The sequence below is a fragment of the Agrobacterium tumefaciens genome, assembly GCA_025560025.1.
Classification (GTDB): Bacteria; Pseudomonadota; Alphaproteobacteria; order Rhizobiales; family Rhizobiaceae; genus Agrobacterium.
Window position 1 is genome coordinate 293,998 of the sequence record CP048486.1, and the last position, 24,524, is coordinate 318,521.

General features: G+C 60.8%; 16 protein-coding genes. 8 read left to right on the forward strand and 8 right to left on the reverse strand.

Annotated elements, in window-relative coordinates; all coding sequences use genetic code 11:
• Positions 1 to 92: 92 nt before the first annotated feature.
• From FY152_15355 to FY152_15375, 5 genes are all read right to left on the reverse strand, one after another.
• Positions 93 to 3,227, reverse strand: a complete 3,135-nt coding sequence (locus tag FY152_15355; protein UXS33549.1) for a multidrug efflux RND transporter permease subunit — start codon at positions 3,225 to 3,227, stop codon at positions 93 to 95.
• 11 nt (positions 3,228 to 3,238) lie between these two features.
• Positions 3,239 to 4,465: an efflux RND transporter periplasmic adaptor subunit gene (locus FY152_15360; GenBank protein UXS33550.1), complete on the reverse strand. Its 1,227-nt coding sequence runs from the start codon at positions 4,463 to 4,465 to the stop codon at positions 3,239 to 3,241.
• 451 nt (positions 4,466 to 4,916) lie between these two features.
• Positions 4,917 to 6,422: a sensor domain-containing diguanylate cyclase gene (locus FY152_15365; GenBank protein UXS33551.1), complete on the reverse strand. Its 1,506-nt coding sequence runs from the start codon at positions 6,420 to 6,422 to the stop codon at positions 4,917 to 4,919.
• Positions 6,423 to 6,591: 169 nt separating this feature from the next.
• Entirely contained in the window at positions 6,592 to 7,416 is an 825-nt protein-coding gene (locus FY152_15370) for a (S)-ureidoglycine aminohydrolase (GenBank protein UXS33552.1), read from the reverse strand.
• Positions 7,417 to 7,732: 316 nt separating this feature from the next.
• On the reverse strand, positions 7,733 to 8,779 hold the full coding sequence (locus tag FY152_15375) for a class I SAM-dependent methyltransferase (GenBank protein ID UXS33553.1): 1,047 nt from the start codon (positions 8,777 to 8,779) through the stop codon (positions 7,733 to 7,735).
• Between the two features lie 316 nt (positions 8,780 to 9,095).
• Between FY152_15375 and FY152_15380 the strand changes: the two genes are divergently transcribed.
• On the forward strand, positions 9,096 to 11,090 hold the full coding sequence (locus tag FY152_15380) for an EAL domain-containing protein (GenBank protein ID UXS33554.1): 1,995 nt from the start codon (positions 9,096 to 9,098) through the stop codon (positions 11,088 to 11,090).
• A 44-nt stretch (positions 11,091 to 11,134) separates the two neighbouring features.
• Here the strand turns inward: FY152_15380 and FY152_15385 are convergent, their stop codons facing one another.
• Together FY152_15385 and FY152_15390 are read right to left on the reverse strand one after the other, a co-directional pair.
• The gene (locus FY152_15385) at positions 11,135 to 12,211 is read right to left on the reverse strand and encodes an Ldh family oxidoreductase (protein ID UXS33555.1); all 1,077 of its coding nucleotides are present in this window, start codon (positions 12,209 to 12,211) and stop codon (positions 11,135 to 11,137) included.
• Positions 12,212 to 12,489: 278 nt separating this feature from the next.
• Positions 12,490 to 15,192 carry a DNA translocase FtsK gene (locus FY152_15390; protein ID UXS33556.1) on the reverse strand — a complete coding sequence of 901 codons (2,703 nt, stop codon included), beginning with the start codon at positions 15,190 to 15,192 and terminating at the stop codon, positions 12,490 to 12,492.
• Positions 15,193 to 15,568: 376 nt separating this feature from the next.
• Here FY152_15390 and FY152_15395 point away from each other — a divergent pair, with 376 nt between their 5' ends.
• The 7 genes from FY152_15395 to FY152_15425 all read left to right on the forward strand — a co-directional run bounded on the left by FY152_15395 (position 15,569) and on the right by FY152_15425 (position 22,065).
• The gene (locus tag FY152_15395; GenBank protein UXS33557.1) at positions 15,569 to 17,179 is read left to right on the forward strand and encodes an ABC transporter substrate-binding protein; all 1,611 of its coding nucleotides are present in this window, start codon (positions 15,569 to 15,571) and stop codon (positions 17,177 to 17,179) included.
• A 9-nt stretch (positions 17,180 to 17,188) separates the two neighbouring features.
• Positions 17,189 to 18,178 (forward strand): ABC transporter permease, encoded by a 990-nt coding sequence (locus tag FY152_15400; GenBank protein UXS33558.1) that lies wholly within the window; start codon positions 17,189 to 17,191, stop codon positions 18,176 to 18,178.
• The gene (locus FY152_15405; protein UXS33559.1) at positions 18,175 to 19,005 is read left to right on the forward strand and encodes an ABC transporter permease; all 831 of its coding nucleotides are present in this window, start codon (positions 18,175 to 18,177) and stop codon (positions 19,003 to 19,005) included. The genes FY152_15400 and FY152_15405 overlap by 4 nt, the downstream gene beginning before the upstream one ends.
• A complete protein-coding gene (locus FY152_15410) occupies positions 19,002 to 19,805 on the forward strand; it encodes an ABC transporter ATP-binding protein (protein ID UXS33560.1) in 804 nt (267 codons plus the stop codon). Before FY152_15405 ends, FY152_15410 begins: the two co-directional genes overlap by 4 nt.
• Positions 19,802 to 20,587 carry an ABC transporter ATP-binding protein gene (locus FY152_15415; GenBank protein UXS33561.1) on the forward strand — a complete coding sequence of 262 codons (786 nt, stop codon included), beginning with the start codon at positions 19,802 to 19,804 and terminating at the stop codon, positions 20,585 to 20,587. Before FY152_15410 ends, FY152_15415 begins: the two co-directional genes overlap by 4 nt.
• Positions 20,588 to 20,593: 6 nt before the next feature.
• Entirely contained in the window at positions 20,594 to 21,712 is a 1,119-nt protein-coding gene (locus FY152_15420) for an alanine--glyoxylate aminotransferase family protein (protein ID UXS33562.1), read from the forward strand.
• A gap of 164 nt (positions 21,713 to 21,876) precedes the next feature.
• The gene (locus FY152_15425; protein UXS33563.1) at positions 21,877 to 22,065 is read left to right on the forward strand and encodes a hypothetical protein; all 189 of its coding nucleotides are present in this window, start codon (positions 21,877 to 21,879) and stop codon (positions 22,063 to 22,065) included.
• A gap of 351 nt (positions 22,066 to 22,416) precedes the next feature.
• On the opposite strand, the gene FY152_15430 is transcribed toward FY152_15425, so the two are convergent.
• Positions 22,417 to 24,228: a dihydroxy-acid dehydratase family protein gene (locus FY152_15430; protein ID UXS33564.1), complete on the reverse strand. Its 1,812-nt coding sequence runs from the start codon at positions 24,226 to 24,228 to the stop codon at positions 22,417 to 22,419.
• Between the last annotated feature and the right edge of the window lie 296 nt (positions 24,229 to 24,524).

A 24,524-nucleotide genomic window follows, 5' to 3' on the forward strand; every position in this document is an offset into this window, starting at 1 on the left:
GGCACGGTGCCTTCGCACCGTGCCTTTCTGCATTGCCGGGCTGTCAGTCACATGAACTCAATCAAATGAAAGTGCCGGCCTCTCCATCCGTTTTATTCCGCAGGCGATACGGCGTCAGCAGCAATCTCATTCTCCTTCTTCCGATCCCCGAAAATCTTCATGACAAAAACGAAGAAGACGGGAACGAAGAAGATCGCGAGGATCGTTGCCGAGATCATGCCGCCGAGCACACCGGTGCCGATGGCGTTCTGGCTGGCCGCGCTCGCACCGGAGGCAATCGCCATGGGCAGCACGCCCAGCGAAAAGGCAAGCGAGGTCATCAGGATCGGCCGGAAGCGCAAATGCGCCGCCTCGACTGTGGCATCATAGGTGGATTTTCCCTCTGCCCGCAAATCCTTGGCGAATTCGATGATCAGGATCGCGTTTTTCGCAGACAGTCCGATGATGGCGATGAGGCCCACCATGAAGTAGACGTCGTTCGGCATGCCGCGCAACATCACCGCCGCCACCGAACCGATGACGCCGAGCGGCACCACCAGCATGACGGAGAGCGGAATGGACCAACTTTCGTAAAGCGCTGCCAGAAGCAGGAAGACGAACAGGACGCTGAGCCCGATGAGCGCCGGCGCCTGCGAGCCGGACTGGATTTCCTGCAACGACTGGCCGGTCCATTCGAAACCGAAACCAGCAGGCAATTCACCCGCCAGACGCTCCATCTCGGCAATGGCATCGCCGGAAGAGTAGCCCGGTGCCGATTGTCCGCCGATACGGATGGCCGGATAGCCGTTGTAGCCGACCACCTGCGAGGGACCGCGGACCCATTCAACCGAGGCGAAGGAGCTGATCGGCACCATGCCGCCATTGGCGTTGCGAACGTTGAGGTGCAGAAGATCCTGCGTTTTCATGCGCTGACCCTGCTCCGCCTGCACCGTCACGCGCTGCATGCGGCCGGCATTGGGGAAGTCGTTGACATAGGACGAACCCATATTGGCCGAGATGGTTGCGTTGATGTCGCTGAAGGTCACACCGAATGTATTGGCCTTCTCGCGATCGATGAGAAGATTGACCTGCGCGGAATCCGGCATGCCTTCGATACGAAGACCGGCGAGAACCGGGCTTTGCTGCGCGGCCGCCATCAGTTGCGCACCGGCGGCGCTCAGCGCTGCCTGTCCCGCACCCGCACGGTCCTGCAGGCGGAAAGTGAAGCCGCTGGAATTGCCGAGACCCTGAATGGGCGGTGGCGAAAGCGCAAAGGACATCGCGTCCGGCAAGCCCCACAGCTTGGCGTTTATCCGCGCCGAGATCGCATTGGCGGAATCCTCCGGACCACGCTCGCTCCAGTCCTTCAACGTTGCGAAGGCGAGACCTGCATTCTGGCCGGAGCCCGAGAAGGAGAAACCGGAAACCGCGATCACACGGTCAACCGCAGGCTCTTCCAGAAAGATCTTTTCGATCTGCTGGATGGATTGCAGGGTACGGTCACTGCTTGCTTCCGCCGGCGCCTGGATGTCGACGATCAGGTAACCCTGGTCCTCATTGGGAAGGAAGGAGCTCGGCAACTGCATATAGGCCCAGCCGAGGCCGGCAAGCAGCGCCGCATAGATGACCATGAAGCGGCCAGAGCGCTTGATGATCGACCCAACCGATGAGGAATATTTATGCGACGCCTTGTCGAAGCCGCGGTTGAACCAGCCGAAGAAGCCTTTCTTTTCATGGTGTCCGGCCTTGATCGGCTTCAGGAACGAAGCGCAGAGCGCCGGTGTCAGCGACAGCGCGAGGAAGCCGGAGAACAGGATGGACACCACCATGGTCAGACTGAACTGCTGGTAGATGATACCGACAGCACCCGGGAAGAAGGCCATGGGCACGAACACCGCCGTCAGAACCAGCGTGATGCCGATGATGGCGCCGGAAATCTGGCCCATCGCCTTGCGGGTCGCCTCCTTCGGCGACAGATGTTCTTCAGCCATGATGCGCTCGACATTCTCGACGACGACAATCGCGTCATCGACCAGAATACCTATGGCGAGAACCATGGCGAACATGGTCAGAACGTTGATCGAGAAACCCGAGACATACATGATGGCGCAGGTGCCGAGCAGCGCCACGGGCACCACGAGCGTGGGAATGATGGTGTAACGGATATTCTGAAGAAAGACGAACATCACCACGAAGACGAGGATGATCGCCTCGACCAGCGTATTGATTACCTTCTGGATCGAGATCTTAACAAAGGGGCTGGTGTCGTAGGGGATTTCATATTCCAGACCCGCCGGGAAATAGCGTGACAGTTCCTCCATGGTGGCGCGCACGCCATCGGAAGTCTGCAGGGCATTGCCGGTGGGTGACAGCTGCACGCCGATGGCCGCACTGGGCTTGCCGTTCAGACGGCTGGAAAAGGCGTAGCTTTCACCGCCCACTTCCACCCGCGCCACATCGCGCAGCCGCACGGAGGAGCCGTCCGGGTTGGCACGCAGCACGATGGCGCCGAACTCATCCGGCGAGGTTAGCTGGCCCTGCACGTTGACGGTGGCCGAAATCTGCTGGCCGATCGGGTTTGGTGACGCGCCGATGCGGCCCGCGGCAACCTGCGAGTTCTGCGCCTGAATGGCGGAGATGACATCGGACGAGGTAAGGCTGAGGCCGAGCATCTTGTCCGGATCCATCCAGATACGCATGGAGCGCTGGGTGGCGAACAATTGCGCGCTGCCGACACCCGGCACGCGACGCAATTCGCCGAGCACGTTACGGCTGAGATAGTCACCGAGACCGATAGCGTCGGTATTCCCATCCATGGAGGTGAGCGCCACCATCATCAGGAACGAGGTGCCCGCCTGTTCGACGCGCAGACCCTGCTGCGTGACGGCCTGCGGCAGGCGCGGCTCGACACGGGCGATGCGGTTCTGAACCTCGACCTGCGCCTCGCCGATATTCGTGCCCGGCGCGAAGGTGACGTTGATGGAGATGCTACCGGAGGCTTCGGAGGTCGATTCAAAATAGAGAAGACCCGGAACCCCGTTCAGCTCCTCCTCGATGGGACGCGTGACGCTCTGGTAAATGTCTTCCGGCGCGGCACCCGGATAGGTGGTCGCGATCGAAATCTGCGGCGGCGCCACATTCGGATATTGCGCAATCGGCAGCATGGGAACGGCGAGAAGGCCGGCCAGCATGATGAAGATGGCGACGACCCAGGCAAAAATGGGCCGATCGATAAAAAAACGTGCCATGAAATCGGTCCTTATTGCTTCGCAGCCGGGGCAGCCGCCCCGTCAGCGGCGGCGACATCGGCCTCGCGCGACCACAGCTCGGGCTTCACCTTCGCGCCGGGTGCGGTTTTCTGGAAACCTTCGGCAACCACGCGATCGCCATCCTTCAGCCCTTCGGAAATCACCCAGCGGTCGCCGATGGCTCGGCCGACACTGACACGCCGCTGCTCAACCGTGTCTTCCGCGTTAACGACAAGCACGCTCGCCTGCCCGCCCGCATCGCGCTGCACGGCCTGTTGCGGCACGGCGAAGGCTGCCCTCTCAATACCCTGCTGGATCTGGACGCGGACATACATGCCCGGCAGCAGATCGCCATTCGGGTTGGGGAATTCGCCACGCAACGTCACCTGACCCGTGGTCTCATCGACCGCGGCTTCGGAAAACAGCAGACGGCCGGGAATAGGATAACGGCTGCCGTCATCGAACAGCAGGTTGACCTCAGCCTCATTCGGGCCGGTCATCAGCTGACCGTCCTGCAGGGCCTTGCGCAGACGAATGAGATCGGCGGCGGGCTGGGTGAAATCGGCATAAATCGGATCAAGCTGCTGGATCGTCGCCAGATTTTCCGAACCGGTGGCGCTGACAAGCGCGCCTTCGGTGATCCGCGCCCTGCCGATCATGCCGCTGATCGGTGCGGTAACGTTGGCATATTGCAGGTTGAGCTTCGCTTCGGCGACACCGGCTTCGGCAACGGCCACCTCGGCATCCGCCTGCGCCAGCTGGGCGATGGCATTGTCGAATTCCTGCTGGGAACCAACGTTGGAGCGGCGCAATTGCTGCTGCCTGTCCGCGGTCTGCCGTGCCTGCAGCTGCGCGGCCTGCGCCCGGCGCAGCGTTCCTTCCGCGCTGTCGACACGAACCTGAAACGGTGCGGGATCGATCCGGTAAAGAACGTCGCCTTCCTTGACGAGCGACCCCTGCTCGAACACCCGTTCGACGATGATGCCGGAAACGCGCGGGCGCACTTCGGCAAGCCTTGTCGGCGCGATGCGACCCGGCAGTTCATTGTTGATGGGCAATTCTTCCTGCTTCACCGTCACGACTTTCACCGCGCCGGGTGGAGGCGCGCCGGGAGCAGACGCCTGCTCATCGCTACATCCGACCAGAACGATGCCCGTCAAGAACACCGCCACGATCTGTCCCAATCTCTTCGCCATCCTGCGCTCCGAATCCATAAAATAGGTCACATTTACATACATACTAAGACGTATGTAAAATTCTGGCAATGGATTTGTTGCAGCGCAACAGCGCTCTCACGCGGTTGTGAAAGCGGGCGAGACGGATTGGACAGGACGCAGTTACAAGGGACGAAGGATAAATGGCGTTAGAGGCTGTACATATCGCGACTAGCCGGAGGCAACAGTCGGACAAGTGAAGTCCCGCCCCCCCTTCCGTCATGCCCGGGCCTGTCCCGAGCATCCAAGCCCTTGCGATTCTTAGTGACGTCGGCAGATCCTCGGGACAAGCCCGAGGATGACGTCGAGGCTGAGGGCAAGTCCCTCGACAAGCTGAGACCGCTCGCGTCTGCATTCCGGCCAGTCCATCGAAGATCGAGGAATACGGCTTAGCGGGCATATCGGTGAAGACGATGGGTCCGTTGCCATAAGCAGGAACGGCCCTGCACGTCAAAGAGCCCTGGCCGCCTGAACGTCAGAACAGGCGCTTCAGCGAGGTGGTTTCAGGCTGCGGGCTGGTCTTCGTCGCATCGCTATTATCGGCGGATCTGTTACGCAGCGCCGCATAATAGGCATTTTTCTGCTCGTACATATTCATATCGGCGCGGCGCACCAGCGATTCCATCGTCTCGCCAGCCTCGCTGGTTGCAACACCGAGCGACAGGCTGAGCGGCGCGCTGGAATAGAACTGGTTATTGATCTTCAGCAGCTCATAAACGGTATCGACCATGGCCGCGGCGATCTGCTTGTCGGCCCCGGGAAGCAGGATGGCGAATTCGTCGCCGCCGATGCGCGCCGCATGGTTGGGCGTTGTCACGACGCCGTTCAGAACCTCGCCCATGCGCCGCAGCAGCGCGTCACCGGCATCGTGTCCCAGCTTGTCATTGGCGTCCTTCAGACCGTTGAGATCGATGACGATGGCCGAAACCGGGCGTAGCGCGCTGCGATCCAGCCTGTTCAGCTCATCGGAATAGAAAGCGCGGTTGTGCAGCTTGGTCAGCACATCGTGCTTGCCCAGATATTCGAGATAGGCTTCCGCCTTCTTGCGCGCGGTGATGTCCGTCAGCGCCACTTGCACCAGCGACCAGTCGCGCTCATGGCCCGGAAAAACGGAAAAGTGCAGCAGCACATGCCGCTCCGAACCATCCAGCGCGTAGTTCACCACCTCGCGGTGATGGGTGAGATTGCCGTTCCAAAGCTCCATCAACTGCTCACGGAACGGCTTTTCCATCTCGCCGCGGAAAATATCGCCGAGCCGCTGCAACAGAACCTGCCGGTCCGGTGCACAAAACAGATCCAGCGTCGCCCGATTGACGTCGATCACCCGGATTTCGCTCATGCATTGGCGAACGAATTCGGGATGCACATCCATGAACACCCGAAAATCGATGATGCCGCGTTCCCTGACTTCCTCGATCAGCCGACGGACCCGGCTAAAATCCTCCACCCAGAGGGAAACCGGCGAATGCTTGAACATACCTTCGGCATAACGGCGGTTGACAAGCTCCTTGCGGCGCGCCTCCTCGCGTTCCGTCACATCTTCGGTCGTGAGCAGCAGCCGCCCGAGCGTTTCTTCATGGCCAGGAATGACCGCGCCGCGCAGCTGGATATCCAGCCGCTTTCCGCCGATCGAGTAATTGACGGCATTGCTGGTGAATTCCGTCTTGCCCGCAAAGAGTTCCGAAAGCTCGTTCACGTGGCTTTCGAGCATGTCATCGCGAAAAATCCGGTGCAGATTGTCGACGAGATGCGCCTGATCGCGCGCTTCGAACAGCTCCAGCGTTTTGGCGTTGACCTGAAGCACGCGGATTTTCTGCGAACATGCCGCGACGCGGGACAAATCCTCCAGGAGAAAAGTCCTGATATCCTCGACACCCTCCGCCCGCCAGATATCAAACTGGTTCTTCACCGCGCTGAAATCTTCGATCCACATCGCCACGGGCGCAAGATTGAAGATATTGGTATCGATCGTCTCAATCATACGGGCAGTCTTCTTCAGGATGAATGCGGGCGGATGCCGAAATCATGCGGAGCAGCGATCGCCAACCGCATATTGGGATTTATTAGGGATATTTGATCTAAAGCAAGCATTTATCGCGCAAGCCCGCGGATTGCGCGATAATTCACGGTTTCAGGCAATATGCCGCCCGTTACCAGAGCTTCACATGCCGGTTCACATCCTTGTAGAGCAGATAGCGGAACCGGCCCGGCCCGCCCGCGTAACAGGCCTGCGGGCAATAGGCGCGCAGCCACATGAAATCGCCCGCCTCTACTTCCACCCAGTCCTCGTTCAGCCGGTAGACGGCCTTGCCTTCCAGCACGTAGAGACCGTGCTCCATGACATGGGTTTCCATGAAGGGAATGGTCGCACCCGGCTGGAAGGTGACGATGTTGAGATGCATGTCGTAACGCACATCCTCCGGATCAATGAACCGGGTCGTCGCCCACTTGCCGTCCGTGTCGGGCATGGCCGACAGGGCAATCTCATCCTCATGCGAAAAGATCGCCGGCGGCGGCTCAAGGCCATCGACCGCCTGAAACGCCTTGCGGACCCAATGGAACTTGACGGGCGCCTTGCCGGAATTGCGCAGCTGCCAGCGCGAACCGGCCGGCAGGAAAGCGAAAGACCCCTCCCGCAGGGCATGCTGCGCGCCCTCGAACTCCACCGTCATTTCACCGTCGACGACAAAGATAGCCGCCTGCGCCCTTTCATCGGGCTCCGGCCGGTCGCTGCCGCCGCCGGGCTGCACCTCGACGATATATTGCGCGAAGGTTTCGGAAAAACCCGTCATCGGCCGGGCAATAATCCAGGCCCGCGTGCCGGTCCAGTGCGGCAGCACGCTCGTCACGATATCGGACATGACGGTTTTGGGGATGACCGCATAGGCCGTCTTGAAAACAGCCTTGCTCGACAGCAGTTCCGTCTGCCCCGCCAGACCGCCCATATCCGAATAATATCTCTTCATTTCAGCCATTCCATTCTGCAACGCATTCGGCGCGGATTCTTAGGCCCGCAGCAGCGTTTAATCAAATGGTTATTGGTGGCGGATGAGCGGGTAACAGGATGTCATAGGCAATGACATGAGGCACGTCGTCGCCGCTTGTTTCTTCTCCCCGCCGGGGAGAAGGTGGCCCGAAGGGTCGGATGAGGGGGCGAGGTAGCGATAGGCTGCGAGCTTGCCCCCTCATCCCGCTGCCGCGACCTTCTCCCCGGCGGGGAGAAGAAACAAGCGGCAGGCGCTCGCTTCAACTGAACCGGTCAGGGATAAAGCTTTCGTCAACCGGTATGATTCAGCCCTTCTTACGCATCGTCGCATAGACGATATTGTGATTTTCGCCGAAGAACACATCCGCCTCGATGCTCGAGGGATCGGCGCTGGCATTGACGATGCGCCACATATCAGCCTTCGAGCGAAGGAGCAGCGCCCAGTTCATGAAGGTTTCCATATAGCCGTCGACAACGATATCCTCGGAGAAATTGGCGAAGAGGAACATTCCGCCGGGTTTGAGCATCTCCATGCAGCGCCGGGTGAGCTTGATCGCCACCCTGTCGTTCAGATAATCATAGAGACCGGCGGCATAGACCAGATCGAACGTGCCCAGTTCCTGCGTGCGCAGGACGATGTCGCGCACGGAGCCGTCGATCGCCTCGATGCGGCTGCCATTGAAATCACGCGCGACGGAGCCGACGCTCAAGGGGTCCTGATCGAGCGCCACCCAGCGCTTTATCCTGCCCTCTTTCAATGCAACGGATGCATCCGCCTCGCGCAGATGTCCCGACGCAATGGTGAGGATTTCCGTTTCCTCGCCATGCCGGGCCGCAGTCTCGTCCACGAAGCGCGTCAGCAGATCCCGCCGCTCGCGCACGGCAACCGAGGAACTGGCGTCCCTGGTATAGTCATAAAGGGCAGCGCCCAGCGGCGTGGCTTTCTTCACCAGATCGGCAACGCTGTCGTGACCGTAGATGAAGTCGAGAAGCTGGGCATCACCCGAATAACCTCTCGGCTTTTCGAACGACCAGCGTGTGAAGGGATCCTCGAGAAAATAGTCCGACACCGCGTGATTCTGTACCAGCGGAATCAGTTCTGCCCACACGCTGGAGTGGAGCTTTTCGCGCAGGCCATGCAGCGCGCCGGCCGTTCGATGTATTATCTCACGTGCTGAAACACCATTGTCGAACTGCTGCTGTGCCAATTCGAGAATGAGCGCGATTTCTGCTTTCGCAACTGCGAACTGCTCATCGAAATTTTCCGTCCTGCGTGCAAAAATCTCTTTTGCGACAGTATCCGGGGTGATCAGACTTGCCCCGTCAAGATTTTTCTTCTTTACCCGCACCACTTCAGCCTCCAGTATTAACACATTGTTAACTATACGTTTCTGGGAGACGGAAGGCCACTCGCTTTCGATTTTTGAGCGGTGTAGGGATAGATTAGTAGATTAGCGTATTTTTTTGGTCACACTTAGGGGCGGAGGAGAAAGTGGATACGCAGTTTAGCGAAACTTAATGTTGCGAACGTATGATGCGTTCTTCCTTTCTATGTTTTCCGCACGCATTGGGAGAGATCGGCAGGAACCCGCACCGGGTGCTACAGCACACGGAAAAGTGGAATAAGCAGTTACTTGATAAAGTATACGCAACACTATGGGAAAGTGCATGAAGCACACATCGGGAGAGGTGAATGGACAGCAAGACTATCGGCAGCCGGACTCCCGGTTTTCTGATGAACTTCTTGCCCTTTACCAGCAGGAAGGTGAGCGCAGTCGCCGCGGTTCGATCAGACAGGGCCTGTGGACGGCTGTTTTTATCTATCTTCTGTTTGCCGTTACCGACATCATTCTGATACCTGACGTTGCTTTTTACACCATCGTCGCACGCTTGCTCGTGGTCCTGTCCTCCCTGCTGACGCTGGAAATACAGCTGCGCATCGGCGCGAGCACCGCAGCGCTCGACCTTACCTGCGCCACCGCCCTCGTCATGGGATATATTGGCTGGCTGGTCCCTTCACTCCTGACCGACAATCTCGAAAACATGTCCTATTACATGGTTTTCGGGGCGATCTTCATGATGGGCGCCAATCTGTTTTTCACCTTCCGCTTCCATCTTTCGCTCGTGTCTTCGGCTATCATTCTCGTCACCTATTTCCTGGCCGTGACGCAATTTCCGGAAGACATCTTCTACAAGCTCGCTTTCGGCACCTTCTACATATCCTGCTTCGTCTTCACCTCCTACGTGAACTGGAACCTGAACCGGGAACGGTACCACGTGTTTCTCAACGCGCTGGAGGCCAAGGCCCAGCAGAAGGCGGCGGAAGAGCGGGGACAGGCGCTGCTGCGGCTTTCAAACACCGATTCCCTGACCGGACTGCAGAACCGCCGGGCCATCGATCATCATCTGCGCCTGTTGTGGGACAATTGGAGCAAGAAGGAGGAAGGTTTTGCCGTTCTCCTCATCGATGTCGACTTCTTCAAGAAATACAATGACCGTTATGGCCACCAGGAAGGCGACCGGTGTCTGGTGACCGTGGGCAACGCCCTGCAGGACGCCATCATCGGCCATGGCGCCTCCATCGGCCGTTATGGTGGCGAGGAGTTCATCGTGCTGGCGCCGTTCAGGTCCAAGCAGCAGGTGGGCGAGCTTGCCGAAACTATCCGCCACACCGTGGAAGACCTGTCGCTTGCGCATGACCAGCGCCGGGACGGCACCTTCATCGTCACCGTCAGCATTGGAGCGTCCTTCACCCGCCCCAATCCGGACGGCAAGCTCGAGAAGATCATCAACGAGGCAGACCGGGCGCTATATATCGCCAAGGGCAACGGCCGCAATTGCATGAAACTGTTCGACCCGGACGATCCGCAGACCAGCGACGAGACGGAGAACATCGCGGCACTGCTGAAAATCGCCGTGGCGGAAGACCTTGTTTCCCTCGTCTACCAGCCGATCCTCAACGTATCGACCAACGAAACGGTGGGAGCCGAGGCGCTGATGCGGCTGCGGTTGCTCGATGGCAGCTTTGTCTCGCCAAGTATTTTCATTCCCATTGCCGAGCGCACCGGCACGATCATGGAGCTGGGCCTCTGGACCATCAAGACCGTCTGCAAGCAGATTCTCGCCGATGACAGGGTGGCGGTGGTCAGCGTCAACGTGTCGCCGATGCAGTTGAAGAACCCCGGCTTTGCCACCTCGGTCGCGGCAATCCTCGTCGAGGCGGGAATTGCCGGCAACAGGCTTGCCTTCGAAATTACCGAAGGCGTGGACATGGAAATGCATTCGGATGTGCTGCGCTGCCTCAACGACCTGAAGACGCTCGGCATCAATATATGGCTCGACGATTTCGGAACCGGTTTCGCCGGACTTTCCTGGCTGCGCATGACGGATTTCGACACCGTCAAGATCGACCGCTCCTTCCTGCATGACAGCAAGACGCCGCGCGGCCGGGCGATGTTGCAGGACATGATCCGCCTCATCCGCAATCGCGGTCACAAGATCCTGATCGAAGGCGTGGAGACGGAAGAACAGTTGAGGCTGATACGCCAGATGGAAATCGATTATGCGCAGGGCTATTATCTCGGACGCCCTGTCGTTGCCGAAAGGTTGAGCCTGGCAACCGCCCCCTATTCACGTCCCAACATGATGCTTCGCCCCGCCTGACGGTGCGATGACGCCTGCAAGCAGCCGCCCCGCGGCCGACCGCTTTATTGATAGGCGGGCGGGCTGATCGAGAATTTTGCCGCAAGCTCGGAAAACGCCTGACGGGTGACGGGATCGACAGGCGCCCCTTCGCTCTCCCGCCTTGCCGCCACGGCCCATTCCCTGTCGCCCGGCGCCATGACCTTGCAATCCTCGCGAACGGGCGAACCCCGCAGCACTTCGAGATAACGTGTCATGCCTTCATCGAACACCGAGCGTTCGAGAAAGGCTTCCGGTTTTAGCGCCAGAACGAAGGCCCCAAGCCCGCGCGGCGTGGAAAAATCAGGCCCGGGCATGGGGGCGATATCGAAGCTGAGCTTCATGCCGGTAAGAACCGCGCTGAAAATCTCCACCATTCCCGCCAGCGCGGCCCCCTTGAAGCCGAACTCGCCACCGACCGGAGCAAGCATTTCAGCGGCATTGGGGTCACGCGTATCGACCCCGTTGCCATCCGAGGCGACACCGTCAGGCAATTGCTGTCCGAGGCTGCGATAAAGCAGGACGCGGTTATAGGGCACGGCACTTGTCGCCATGTCCAGAAGCCAGGGCATGTCATCGACAGCCGGCACGCCGACGGCAATAGGGTTGGTGCCGTGGAAACGCATCGCGCCATCATGCAGGCGCACAAAACTGTCGGAATTGCAGAAGGCAAGACCGATATAACCGTGCCGCGCCGCCTCCAGCGCATAAGCCCCGGCCGGGCCGAAATGCGAGGAATTCCTGATCGCCACCGCGCCGATGCCGAATTTCTCCGCAAGCGCCATGGCGTTATCCATGGCCGCATAGGTAGCGCGCGCGCCATGGGCATGATCGGCATCGATCGTTTCCACCGCTCCGAAGCCGGACACACGGCTGATCTGCGGCCGAGGATTGAGACGCCCGCCTTCAAGAGCCGTGATGTAGTGGGCAAGCAGACGAACGCCGTGGCTGTCCACGCCAAGCCGCGTGCCGTGCATCATGGCGCGGGTCGCCGCATCGGCCGTTTCGTCATCCGTGCCGACGGCCAGAAAAACGGCGCGGCAAAAGCGCTCCAGCTCATCCAGCCTGGCCAGAACGGTGACGTTTTGATTGTCATGCGACATGCGGGGAACCCTCCCGATTCCAGAATCCATGCCGCACACGCTATTCATGGGGCACGTTTTTGCAATCGAATATCGTGCCTGAAGCGCTCATAAATCACAGGACGCGACATGTCCTCGCTTCTGTCATTCCGAGCCGGAATCCGGCGCGATCAAATTCTTGATCGGAAGAGAATCAATTCACGGCGCGGACGCGCCGTGGCTGGATGCCGGGTCAAACCCGGCATCACGAGGTGAAGGACCTGCATCGGAGGTCTTCACTGTAGAAATCCACGCGACGATCAGTCGTCCGCGCCCATGGTATCGTAGGAATCGCGCTCGCCAGCGATGATGGCGCGTTTGCCGACATGGTTGGCAGGACCGACAATGCCTTCCTGCTCCATGCGCTCCACCAGCGAGGCGGCGCGGTTATAGCCCACGGACAGGCGGCGCTGGATATAGGAGGTCGAGCACTTCTTGTCGCGCATGACGACTTTCACGGCCTTTTCGTAGAGATCGTCGCTGTCGTCGTCACCCATCGAGGTCTTGTCGAAGACCGCCGTTTCCTCTTCCGCCTCTTCGTCGGCCTCGTCTGCATCTTCCGTGACGGTGCCGAGATATTCCGGACGCCCTTGCGTTTTCAGATGCGCCACGACCTTTTCCACTTCCTCGTCCGAAACGAAGGGGCCGTGGACACGGGCAATGCGGCCGCCGCCCATCATGTGCAGCATGTCGCCCTGGCCGAGCAGGTGCTCCGCACCCTGTTCGCCGAGAATGGTGCGGCTGTCGATCTTCGACGTCACCTGGAAGGAGATGCGGGTGGGGAAATTGGCCTTGATCGTGCCGGTAATGACATCGACGGACGGACGCTGGGTCGCCATGATGAGGTGGATGCCGGCGGCGCGCGCCATCTGCGCGAGACGCTGGATCGCACCTTCGATCTCCTTGCCGGCGACCATCATCAGGTCGGCCATCTCATCGACGATGACGACGATGTAGGGCATGGCCGTGAGGTCCATTTCCTCCTGCTCATAGACCGCCTCGCCGGTGGCGCGGTCAAAACCGGTCTGCACATTGCAGAACACCGTCTCGCCCTTGGCGCGGGCGGCGGCAGCCCTTGCATTGTAACCGTCGATATTACGAACGCCGAGACGCGACATCTTGCGATAGCGGTCTTCCATTTCGCGCACGGCCCATTTCAGCGCCATGACCGCCTTTTTCGGATCGGTGACGACAGGCGTCAGAAGATGCGGAATACCGTCATAGACCGAAAGCTCGAGCATCTTCGGATCAACCATGATCAGGCGGCATTCCTCCGGCTTCAACCGGTAAAGCAGCGACAGGATCATGGTGTTGATGGCGACCGACTTGCCCGAGCCGGTGGTGCCGGCAACGAGCAGATGCGGCATCTTCGCGAGTTCTGCGATGACAGGCTCGCCGCCGATGGTCTTGCCGAGGCAAAGCGCGAGCTTCTGGCGGGTTTCACTATAATCCGTCGCTTCGACCAACTCGCGCAGATAGACCGTCTCGCGCACCGGGTTGGGCAGCTCGATGCCGATGACATTGCGGCCGGGCACGACGGCGACACGCGCCGAAAGCGCCGACATGGAACGGGCGATATCGTCGGACAGGCCGATGACACGCGAGGACTTCACACCGGGTGCGGGCTCGAATTCGTAAAGCGTCACGACGGGGCCGGGGCGGACATCGATGATCTCGCCCTTGATGCCAAAATCCTCCAGCACGCTTTCGAGAAGCCCGGCGCTCTGCTCCAGCGCTTCCGGGGTCATGGTGGTGGTCTGCTGCACACGGGCCTGCTGCAGGAGGTCGATGGAGGGATATTCATATTCGCCATCCGCAAAGACCGGCGCTTCCCGGAACATGGGCTGCGAGGCCTGGATGGGCGCGCGGGGCGTGAAACGTGGCTCGGCCGCGATTCTCTCCACCGGCTGGGCCTGCTCCACAGTCTTTTGCGGCTCGATGACCATTGCCGCTTCCACGACCGGCTGCGGCTGCGGTGCGTTCTCCAGTTCGGCAATCTGAACCGGGGCCGGGACCACGGACTGACGCACGCCGATTTCGCGATAAAGCCTGATTGCCGATCCGCCCGGCACTCTGACGATGGGAGGCTCGGCCGAAAGCCGAATGGGAGCCGTTGCGGCGGTGACGACCGGTGCCGTAACCACCGGCGCTGTCAGCACGGGATTTACCCGTACCTGCCCTGCAAGAACAGCGCGCGTGGATGCGGAAACACCCTCGCCGGCGTCATCAGGCAGGTCGAGCGTCATGACTTCCCAGAAAAGCTCATCCGGCAGGTGAGCGGCAAAAGCGGGGATGGAAGCCTGCGGCGCAGCCGCCTGCCCGGCATCGACAAGCGGTGCGGCGGGCAGCGCCTGAGCGAGCGAAGCCATCACCGGCATTTCAACGACCGCGACAGCCTCGGCCTGCGGCGGCATCTGGGCCGCGGCGGCGGCCTCTTCCGCCTGTTTGCGGGCAAGTTCCAGTCGCAATTTGTAGGTCAGCGCCCTGGCGCCACGCGCATCGGGCGGCTGCGGCAGAAAGGGCATGCGCGGCGGCGGAAGACGCCGCTCCGGCGATTTCACGACCGGCTGCGGCGCATTCTCCTGCTGCACGACGGCTTCCGGCTGCGCCGCCACCTCAGATTCGGGCAGAACGGCAGCGGACGCCTCGTCTTCCGGAATATTCGGCGTCTCGACCGGCATGCGCCGGCTAAAGGCGCTCTCTGGCGTGCGGGTAAAACGGACATTCGGGCCGAGCACGAAAGCATTCTGCCAGCCCGGCATCTCAGCACGGCCCTCGATGGCGTCGGCAGCACTGACATCGGCATTCGGACGCGGTGTAACGCCCGCCTTCATCGCCGCCGCCTGCTGACCGGCAGCCTGGCCACCGGCATGACGAGCCTTGTCGCTCCCCTCCCCTACGCTATTGGACGAATTCTGGAATCTGGATCGGGAGAAACTCATGGCAGCGTGCACACTCATCATAAACGTACATATTTCGGTCTCCCTGAAATAGAAAATAAAGGTTAATTACCCCTTTCCAAACGGGGTCACCGAGGCAGATTTTCACCTCCGCCGCAGACGCAACACGGCGCGGAGCACTCGGCAGGCAGCATCCCAAACCCATAATTTTATTGCGTTAAATCAAGTTTTTGAGCCGCATCAGCCTATCGTCTCCACAGGGGGAGAAAAGCGGACTGCCGCTCTGAGGCATATTGTTTCCGCAAACGCTCACGCAACGTAAAATCATTGCTGTAAAGCCCGCGAATTAACGTGGACACTGCCGAGGTTACAGTCTTAAGATCGGGCAGGCCGCGGCCCCGCGGAAAGGCCCGCCCCGCCCTCATTCCGGAGTGAATTCATGTCGCCTGTCCATTTGTCCCGTCGTTCGCTTCTCAAGTCGTCGCTCCTTCTTGCCGCAACCACGGGACTTGCCGGCATTGCCGCAGCACAGCAGGCGGCACCGGCCGGGCGGCTGATCGTCGCGGCCGATTCCGAGCCTAAGAACCTCAACCCGGCCATCGTCGCTTCCAACGGCGTTTTTTATATCGCCAGCAAGATCGTCGAGCCGCTGGCGGAAGCCTCCTTCACCGGCAAGGACGGGCTGGAGCCGCGGCTTGCGACGGAATGGCAGGGGTCGGATGACGGTCTCAGCGCCACTTTCAAGCTGCGTGAAGGCGTGACCTGGCATGACGGCAAACCCTTCACCTCGGCGGATGTGGCCTTTTCGGCGCTCTCCGTCTGGAAACCGCTGCAAAACCTCGGCCGGCTGGTCTTTGCCAATCTGGAAAAGGTGGAAACGCCTGATGACCACACGGCCATCTTCCGTTTCTCCAAGCCCACGCCCTTCCAGCTCATCCGCAATGCGCTGCCGGTTGTCACCAGCGTCGTCCCGAAACATCTTTATGAAGGCACCGATATCGCCACCAACCCTGCCAATACCAAACCTGTCGGCACCGGGCCCTTCATTTTTACGGAATATAAGCCCGGCGAATATTACCGCCTGACCCGCAACCCGAATTATTGGGGCAAGGCTGCGCCGCAGCTCGACGAAATCATCTATCGCGTGCTGCCCGACCGCGCGGGTGCCGCCTCCGCACTTGAGGCGGAAGAAATCCAGCTCGCCGCCTTTTCCGCCGTGCCGCTTGCCGACCTTGCCCGCATCGCCAAGGTGCCGGGCATCAAGGTGATCGCCGATGGTTACGAGGCGCTGACCTATCAGCTCGTTGTCGAAATCAACCATCGTCGCAAGGAGCTGGCCGATCTCAAGGTGAGAAAGGCCATCGCCCATGCCATCGACCGGAAATTCGTCATCGACAAGGTCTTCCTCGGTTACGCCACGGCGTCCACCGGCCCGGTGCCGAAAAACGCACCGGAATTTTACACCGACGATGTCGAGACCTATGATTTCGACACCGCCAAGGCAAACGCCCTGCTTGACGAGGCGGGTTATGCACGCGGACCGGACGGAAAGCGTTTTTCGCTGAAGCTTTTGCCCGCACCCTACTTCAATGAAACCAAGCAGTTCGGCTCCTACCTTCGTCAGGCGCTTCAGGAAATCGGCATCGATGCCGAGCTGGTCAACAATGATTCTGCCGCACACCAGAAAGCCGTCTACACCGATCACGCCTTCGATCTTGCCGTCGCGCCGCCGGTCTTCCGTGGCGATCCTGCAATCTCGACCACCATTCTGGTGCGCTCCGGCATTCCCGCCGGCGTCGGCTTCTCCAATCAGGGCGGTTACGAGAATAAGGAACTGGACACGCTGATCGATAAGGCGGCGGTGACCGTGGACACCGCGGCCCGCACCGAGCTCTACAAGGATTTCCAGAAACAGGTCGTCGCCGACCTGCCGCTGATCAACGTCGCGGAATGGGGTTTCATCACGGTGGCGCGCGATACGGTCAAGAATGTCGCCAGCAATCCCCGCTGGGCCGTTTCCAACTGGGCCGATACCGCGGTCGATGCCTGAGGAAGCGACGTGAGACGCGCGGCAACATTGCTGCGGCGAAGGGCGGTCAGCGCCATTCCGGTGCTGCTGATCGTTCTCATCTTCACCTTCGTCCTGCTTGAAAACGCATCCGGCGACGCGGTCGATGCCTATCTCGTCTCCATAGGCGGCGGCGATGCCGGGCTGCGGGATGCTCTGCGCGAACAATATGGGCTGAACGGTTCGGTGCTGGCCCGTTTCTGGCTCTATGCCAGTTCTGTGCTGCGGCTGGATCTCGGCTGGTCGCTCGCCTTCGACCGGCCGGTGCTGGGGCTGATCCTCGAGCGCCTGCCGAACACGCTGCTGCTGATGGGCAGCGCCACCGCGCTCGCTTTCATCACCGGCACAGCGCTCGGCATCGTGGCGGGCGCGCGTCCGGGCGGGTTGACCGACCGTGTGCTTTCCGCGCTGTCACTGGCGCTTTACGCCACGCCGGGCTTCTGGCTCGGCCTCGTGCTCGCCATCGTCTTTGCCGTGCAACTGAGGTGGCTGCCGACATCCGGCATCGAAACCATCGCGTCCGGAAAACAGGGCATGGCAAGGGCGCTCGATATTGCGCGCCATCTCGTCCTGCCGGTCGCCAGTCTCGGGCTGATCTATCTGGCGCTTTTCCTGCGTGTCATGCGCACGGCCATGGCGGCGGTCTGGCCACTGGATTTCGTGCTGTTCGCCAGAGCCAAGGGGCTTTCGAGACGCCGGATCGTGCTGCGCCATGTCGCCCGCAACGCTGCCCTTCCGCTCATCACCGCGCTCGGCCTGCAAGCCGCCACCATGCTGGGCGGCAGCGTGGTGATCGAGAGCGTGTTTGCCATTCCCGGTTTCGGCCGCCTTGCACAGGAAGCCGTCAGCGGCCGCGACACGCCGCTGTTGATGGGCATCATTCTGACGAGCGCCGTCTTCGTTATCCTTGTCAATCTCGCCGTCGATATTCTTTATGCCGTTCTCGATCCGCGCATCGGCAGCGGGGAGCAACAGGCATGAGTTTCGCTCTCCGGCTCCTGCGCAGTTTCGAGGGTTTGGCGGGCGTCGTCATTCTGGCGCTGCTTGCGGTGACGGCGCTTGCCGCTCCCCTCCTGTTTCCCGGCGACCCGCTGTCGATCGTCGGCGAGCCGCTCGTTGCGCCCTTCACGGACGCTGCCCTGCCGCTCGGCACCGACCGGCTGGGCCGCAATGTGCTGGCCGGGCTTGCCCACGGCGCACAGGCTTCCCTGCTCGTTGGCATCGGCGCTGCAGCCGCCGCCCTCCTGATTGGCACTGTCATCGGTACCATCGCGGGATTTGCGGGCGGGCTTGTCGATGAAGCCCTGATGCGCCTTACCGACGCCTTCCAGATAGTGCCGAACTTCCTCCTCGCGCTCGCCTTTGTCAGCACCATCGGCCCCTCCATGCCTATCGTCATCCTTGCGATTGCGCTTGGCGCCTGGGCGGATCCGGCACGGCTGATGCGGGCGCAGGTCCTGAGCATCCGCGAGCGCGATTATGTGCAGTCCGCCCGCGCCATCGGCATGCATCCGCTGGAGATCGCGTTTCGACAAATCCTGCCCAATGCCCTCCCGCCGGTTCTGGCGCTCGCCGCCATCATCGTCGCTGCCGCCATCCTCACGGAAGCGGCGCTGTCCTTCCTCGGTCTCGGCGATCCGAATATCGTCACCTGGGGTTCGATGATCGCCGAAGGACGCAACGTCCTGCGCTCGGCGGCGTTTCTCTCCATCATCCCCGGCATCGGCCTTCTGGTTATCGTCATCGGCGTCTATCTTCTCGCGGAAGGCATCAACAGGGCGATGGCGACAAGGAAAGAAGCGCCATGAGCGGCAATGCACTCTGCCGGATCGACGATCTCAACGTCCGTTATGCGGCGGGCGATGCACCGGCGCTGCAGGATATTTCGCTGACGATCCGGCAGGGTCAGAGGCTGGCGATCATCGGCGAAAGCGGTTCGGGCAAATCGACGCTCGCCAGGGCCATTGCCGGGCTTCTGCCTGTGAACGCACGGGTTTCCGGCGATATTTCCTGGAGCCGCGACAGCGGTATTTTCACCGACAGGCCCATGCCGGGACGTGATATCGGCACTATTTTTCAGGATACCGGCGCAACGCTGAACCCGGTTCTCACCATCGGCGAACAGGTGGCCGAAGGCGCGGTGCGACATCTCGGCCTTTCATGGCGTCAAGCACGGGATCTTGCCCGCGACCTTCTGGAGCGGGTGCGGCTACCGCATCCCTCCCATCTTCTGACCGCCTATCCGCATCAGCTTTCCGGCGGGCAGAGACAGCGCGTGGCAATTGCCGCCGCCATTGCCGCGCATCCCGCAATCCTGATCGCCGATGAAGCGACGAGCGCACTCGACACGGTAAGCCAGGCGGCCATTGCCGCGCTGCTGGACGGTCTGGTCCGCGAGGAAGAAAGAACGCTGATCTTCATCACCCATGATATCGGCCTCGCCTCCAGCCTTGCCGACGAGATCGCGGTTCTGCGCGCGGGACGGCTGGTGGAACATGGCGCGACCCGGCGGGTGCTGTCTTCGCCTGCGCATGACTATACGCGCGCACTGCTCTCCGATTATCTCGATCTCTCAACACCGCCTCTCATCAATGAGGCCGTGTCATGAATGACGCCCTGCTCAGCGTCGAAGACCTCTCGAAAACCTACCGGACCGGCGGACGCACGGTTGCGGCGCTCTCCGATATCTCCTTTTCGCTTCAGCCCGGCGAGACGCTGGGGCTTGCCGGCCCCTCCGGCTGCGGAAAATCGACGCTGGCACGCATCCTGATGCGGTTGATCCCCGCCGACGAAGGCACCGTCAGCTTTGAAAACCGCGACTGGCTGGCGCTCGATGGCAGCGAATTGCGCGCCGCCCGGCGACAGATGCAGATGGTGTTTCAGGATACGCATGGCGCGTTCAACCCGCGCGCCAGCGTCGAGGACGCCATAGGCGAGCCGCTGCGTATCCACCGCATCGTCGACAGACGGCAGCGACCGGCGGAAATCCGCCGCCTTCTTGACCGTGTCGGCCTGCCCGCCAGCCATGCCGGCCGATCCGTTTTCGAGCTTTCCGGCGGCCAGAGGCAGCGCGTGGCGATTGCACGGGCGATTGCGCTCAAGCCGTCGCTTCTCATTCTGGACGAAGCGGTTTCGGCACTGGATGTTTCGGTCCGCCGGCAAATCCTTGAACTGCTGGTGGAAATACAGCGCGAGACGGCCGTTGCCTGCATCTTCGTTTCACACGATCTTTCGGTCATCCGCGCCGTCTGCCATCGCGTCGCCATCATGGAGGCAGGACGGATCGTCGAGATAGGCAGGACCGCAAACATCGTTTCCGCACCGCAATCCTCGACTGCCCGAACCCTGATCGAGGCTGCGCCGCGGCTCACCACCACCACCCAAGGATAAGACGATATGCCCGCCCCGGATTATGCATTGCTTCTCGACCCTCCCGCCTTTCCCGCAGACCGTTACGCCGTCCTTGCCGACCGGCTGGCAGCCCTGATGGGCACGCGGAACGACGTGCTTCTGATACAGGCGGAAGCGGTGCTGGCACTCGAGGCCACCGCCGCCAGCCTCGCGCGGCCGGGTCTGAGGGCGCTCAATATCGTCACCAGCCCCTATGGCGCATGGTTCGGCGGCTGGCTGGAACGAGGTGGAGCGACCGTCCGCAATCTCACCGCCAGCCCCGCCAAACCGATCTCTCTTCAGGAGGTCGAGCGGGCGCTGGACGATGGAACCGGCTTTAATCTTCTCGCCATCGTCCATGCGGAATCGGCGAGTGGCATTCTCAATCCCCTGCCCGCCATTGCAGCACTCGCCAAAGACAGGGGTATCGTCACGGTGGTCGATGCCGTCGCTTCCATTGGCGGCCATGCCTTCGAGGCGGACCGGCTGGGCATTGATATCGCAGTCATCGGCCCGCAAAAGGCGCTGGCGGGGCCAGCCGGGGTCTCAGCCATCTCGGTCAGCCCAAAGGCGTGGGAGCTTCTGTCCCATGGCGCAGCGCCGGAAAACTCCATGCTCTCGCTTCTCGACCAGAAGAAACTCTGGCTAGACACCGGCCGCGGCGCGCTTCCCGGAACGCCGGCCCCACTGGAATTCTTCGCCCTTGAGGCGGCGCTGGACAGGATCGAAGTGGAAGGTCTCGCATCCGCCAATCAACGCCATAAGCGGGCGGCAGCCGCCGCGCGCGCCGGCATCAAGGCACTTGGCATAACGACATGGGTGGAAGAGACACATGCTTCCGCGCTGGTTTCCACCGCAATATTGCCGGATACCGTCGAGGCCGGGGCGTTTCTCTCGGCCGCCTCCAGACAACAGGGCGCCGATATTTCCGGCGGAGTCGGCCCCGGGGCGGAAAGGCTGATAAGGCTCAACCATACCGGCAGGCGCGCCAATCCGGATGCGGTAAAAGCCAATATCGCCGCCGTTTCCAGCGCGCTGAAAAGCCTCGGCCATGCAACAGACACCGATTCCGCACTGGAAGCGGCCGAAAAAAGCTATTCTGAAGCCTCCAAGGGTGCTCTGTAATCGCTCCGATAAACGATCATTGCGCGAAATCCGGCACCGGCGGAACGCCGATCACGTCATTGTTGTTAAAAATGGTAGACAAATTCCCCGGCCAATCTTGACGAAATCGTGGCAACGCGCGAAACTTAACGCTACGTTAACTCGCGTGAAGAAGGGAAACGGCCATGGTAGCAGGGTTCAACATGCTCTCCTTTGACCTCTTTGGCATCGGCCGAAGGATGCCCGTCGTCAATGAGCGGGTGGAGACCGAGTTTCAGGACAAAACACCACGCAGACCCGACGACGAGTCGCATGACGACGACCGCGATCAGGAATATGAACTGTTCTTCTGGTCGCTTTACCCGGTGATCTGAATTTCTGAAAGCATGCCCCCGCGCCTTGTCCGCTCTTGTGCAGCTTGACAGCAAGCTCTGGAGCGAAACGTGGCTGCTTGTTTCTTCTCCCCGTCGGGGAGAAGGTCGCGGCAGCGGGATGAGGCGGCGACGCCAGAGATATTCGGAGAGGGTTCCCCCTCATCCGGCCCTTCGGGCCACCTTCTCCCCGGCAGGGAGAAGAAATGTCTGGCAACCCTCGCGCCCTATCCAAAGCCCAGCAACCAATCAGCCAACGACGACATCTCGTAAGCAGGTGAATTTACCCAGGACGTTTCAGCCCCGGGCATAACCCGAGGCTGATGCGAAAGGCGTAAGGCGGCTAACTCCGCGTCAGTGGTTGTCGCGCGGCAGGCCCTTGGTCTGGGCAATGCGCTGATACTTCACGGCCGGTTCCAGAACCGCGCCGGTTTCCATCTGGCTGACGATGCCGCGCTGGATTTCCTGCCATGGTGTCTGGTGATCGGGGAACTTGTAACCGCCCTCGGCGGAAAGCGCCTCATAACGCTTGGCCAATTCCTCACCGGAAATCAGAATATCCGCCTTGCCGCGACCCACATCGATGCGGACGCGGTCGCCCGTCTGCAGGATGGCAAGACCGCCGCCGGCTGCTGCTTCCGGAGATGCATTGAGGATGGACGGGCTGCCCGACGTGCCGGACTGGCGGCCGTCACCGATGCAGGGCAGCGAATTGACGCCTTCCTTCAAGAGATAATCCGGTGCGCGCATGTTCACCACTTCCGCCGCACCCGGATAACCGATCGGACCGGCGCCACGCATGAAGAGGATGGTGTTGGCGTCGATCTTCAGCGACGGATCGTCGATACGGTGATGGTAGTCCTCCGGACCGTCAAACACCACGGCGCGGCCTTCGAAGGCTTCCGGGTCGTTCGGATTGGAGAGGTAACGGTTGCGGAACTCTTCCGAGATCACGCTGGTCTTCATGATGGCGGAGGAGAACAGGTTGCCGCGCAGAACACGGAAGCCGGCGCGCTCCTTGAGCGGCTGCTCATAGGGGCGGATGACCTTCTCGTCCTCGATGATGGCGCCACGGCAGTTTTCGCCGATGGTCTTGCCGTTAACGGTCATGGCGTCTTCCATGATCAGTCCCTGGGTCATCAGCTGATTGACGACAGCGGGAACGCCACCGGCATGGTAATAATCCTCGCCGAGATATTCACCGGCCGGCTGCAGGTTGACGAGCAGCGGCACGTCTTCGCCATAGGTCTGCCAGTCATCCACGGTCAGCTCGACGCCGACATGGCGGGCAAGGCCGTTCAGATGGATCGGCGCATTCGTGGAGCCGCCGATGGCCGAATTGACGCGGATGGCGTTGATGAAGGCGTCCTTGGTCATGATATCGGAAGGCTTCAGATCTTCCTTGACCATTTCGACGATGCGCAGGCCGGTGAGGTAGGAGACTTCCTGACGGTCGCGGTAAGGCGCCGGAATGGCGGCGGAGCCCGGAAGCTGCATGCCGAGCGCTTCGGCAAGCGAGTTCATGGTCGTTGCCGTGCCCATGGTGTTGCAATAACCGGTGGAGGGAGCCGACGAGGCGACGAGCTTGACGAAGCCCTGGTAATCGATCTCGCCCTTCGCCAGCAGTTCGCGCGCCTTCCAGACGATGGTGCCGGAACCGGTGCGTTCGCCACGGAACCAGCCGTTCAGCATGGGGCCAACGGAAAGGGCAATGGCCGGAATGTTGACGGTGGCCGCCGCCATAAGACAGGCAGGCGTGGTCTTGTCACAGCCGATGGTCAGAACAACGCCGTCGAGCGGATAGCCATAAAGCACTTCCACGAGGCCGAGGTAAGCAAGGTTACGGTCGAGACCGGCGGTCGGGCGCTTGCCAGTTTCCTGGATCGGATGGACCGGAAATTCAATCGCGATGCCGCCGGCTTCACGAATGCCTTCACGCAGGCGGTTCGCCAGCTCCAGATGGTGGCGGTTGCAGGGCGAAAGATCCGAGCCGGTCTGCGCAATGCCGATGATCGGGCGATCGGACTGAAGCTCGGCCTGGCTGAGACCGAAGTTCATGTAACGCTCGAGATAAAGCGCGGTCATATCCGCATTGGCGGGGTTGTCGAACCACGCGCGCGAACGAAGCTTGCCTTGGGTTGCAGGCAGATTGTCGGATTTGGTCATTATGCAGGTCTCCAGCCGGAAGTGGCCAACGGTAAAATATTACGAAATGCGACAAGCTTATGTTGTGCGCAAGGAAAATGGAATCAGCTTTCGGAGATCACGCATAACCGACAGAGCCGGCGCAGACGAGTGGATCGGGGCCGTTCTTCGGCTTTAGCCGAATATTTTTCGGTGCTTACCACCATACCGGCACTTCTCAACGGTCTCTTCCTCCCTGCTTTTCCGGGTTGCGACCGGCCGCTGGCCTGACATCCCCTCACAAGCTGACTTTCTTATTTATATTACTATTTGACGTC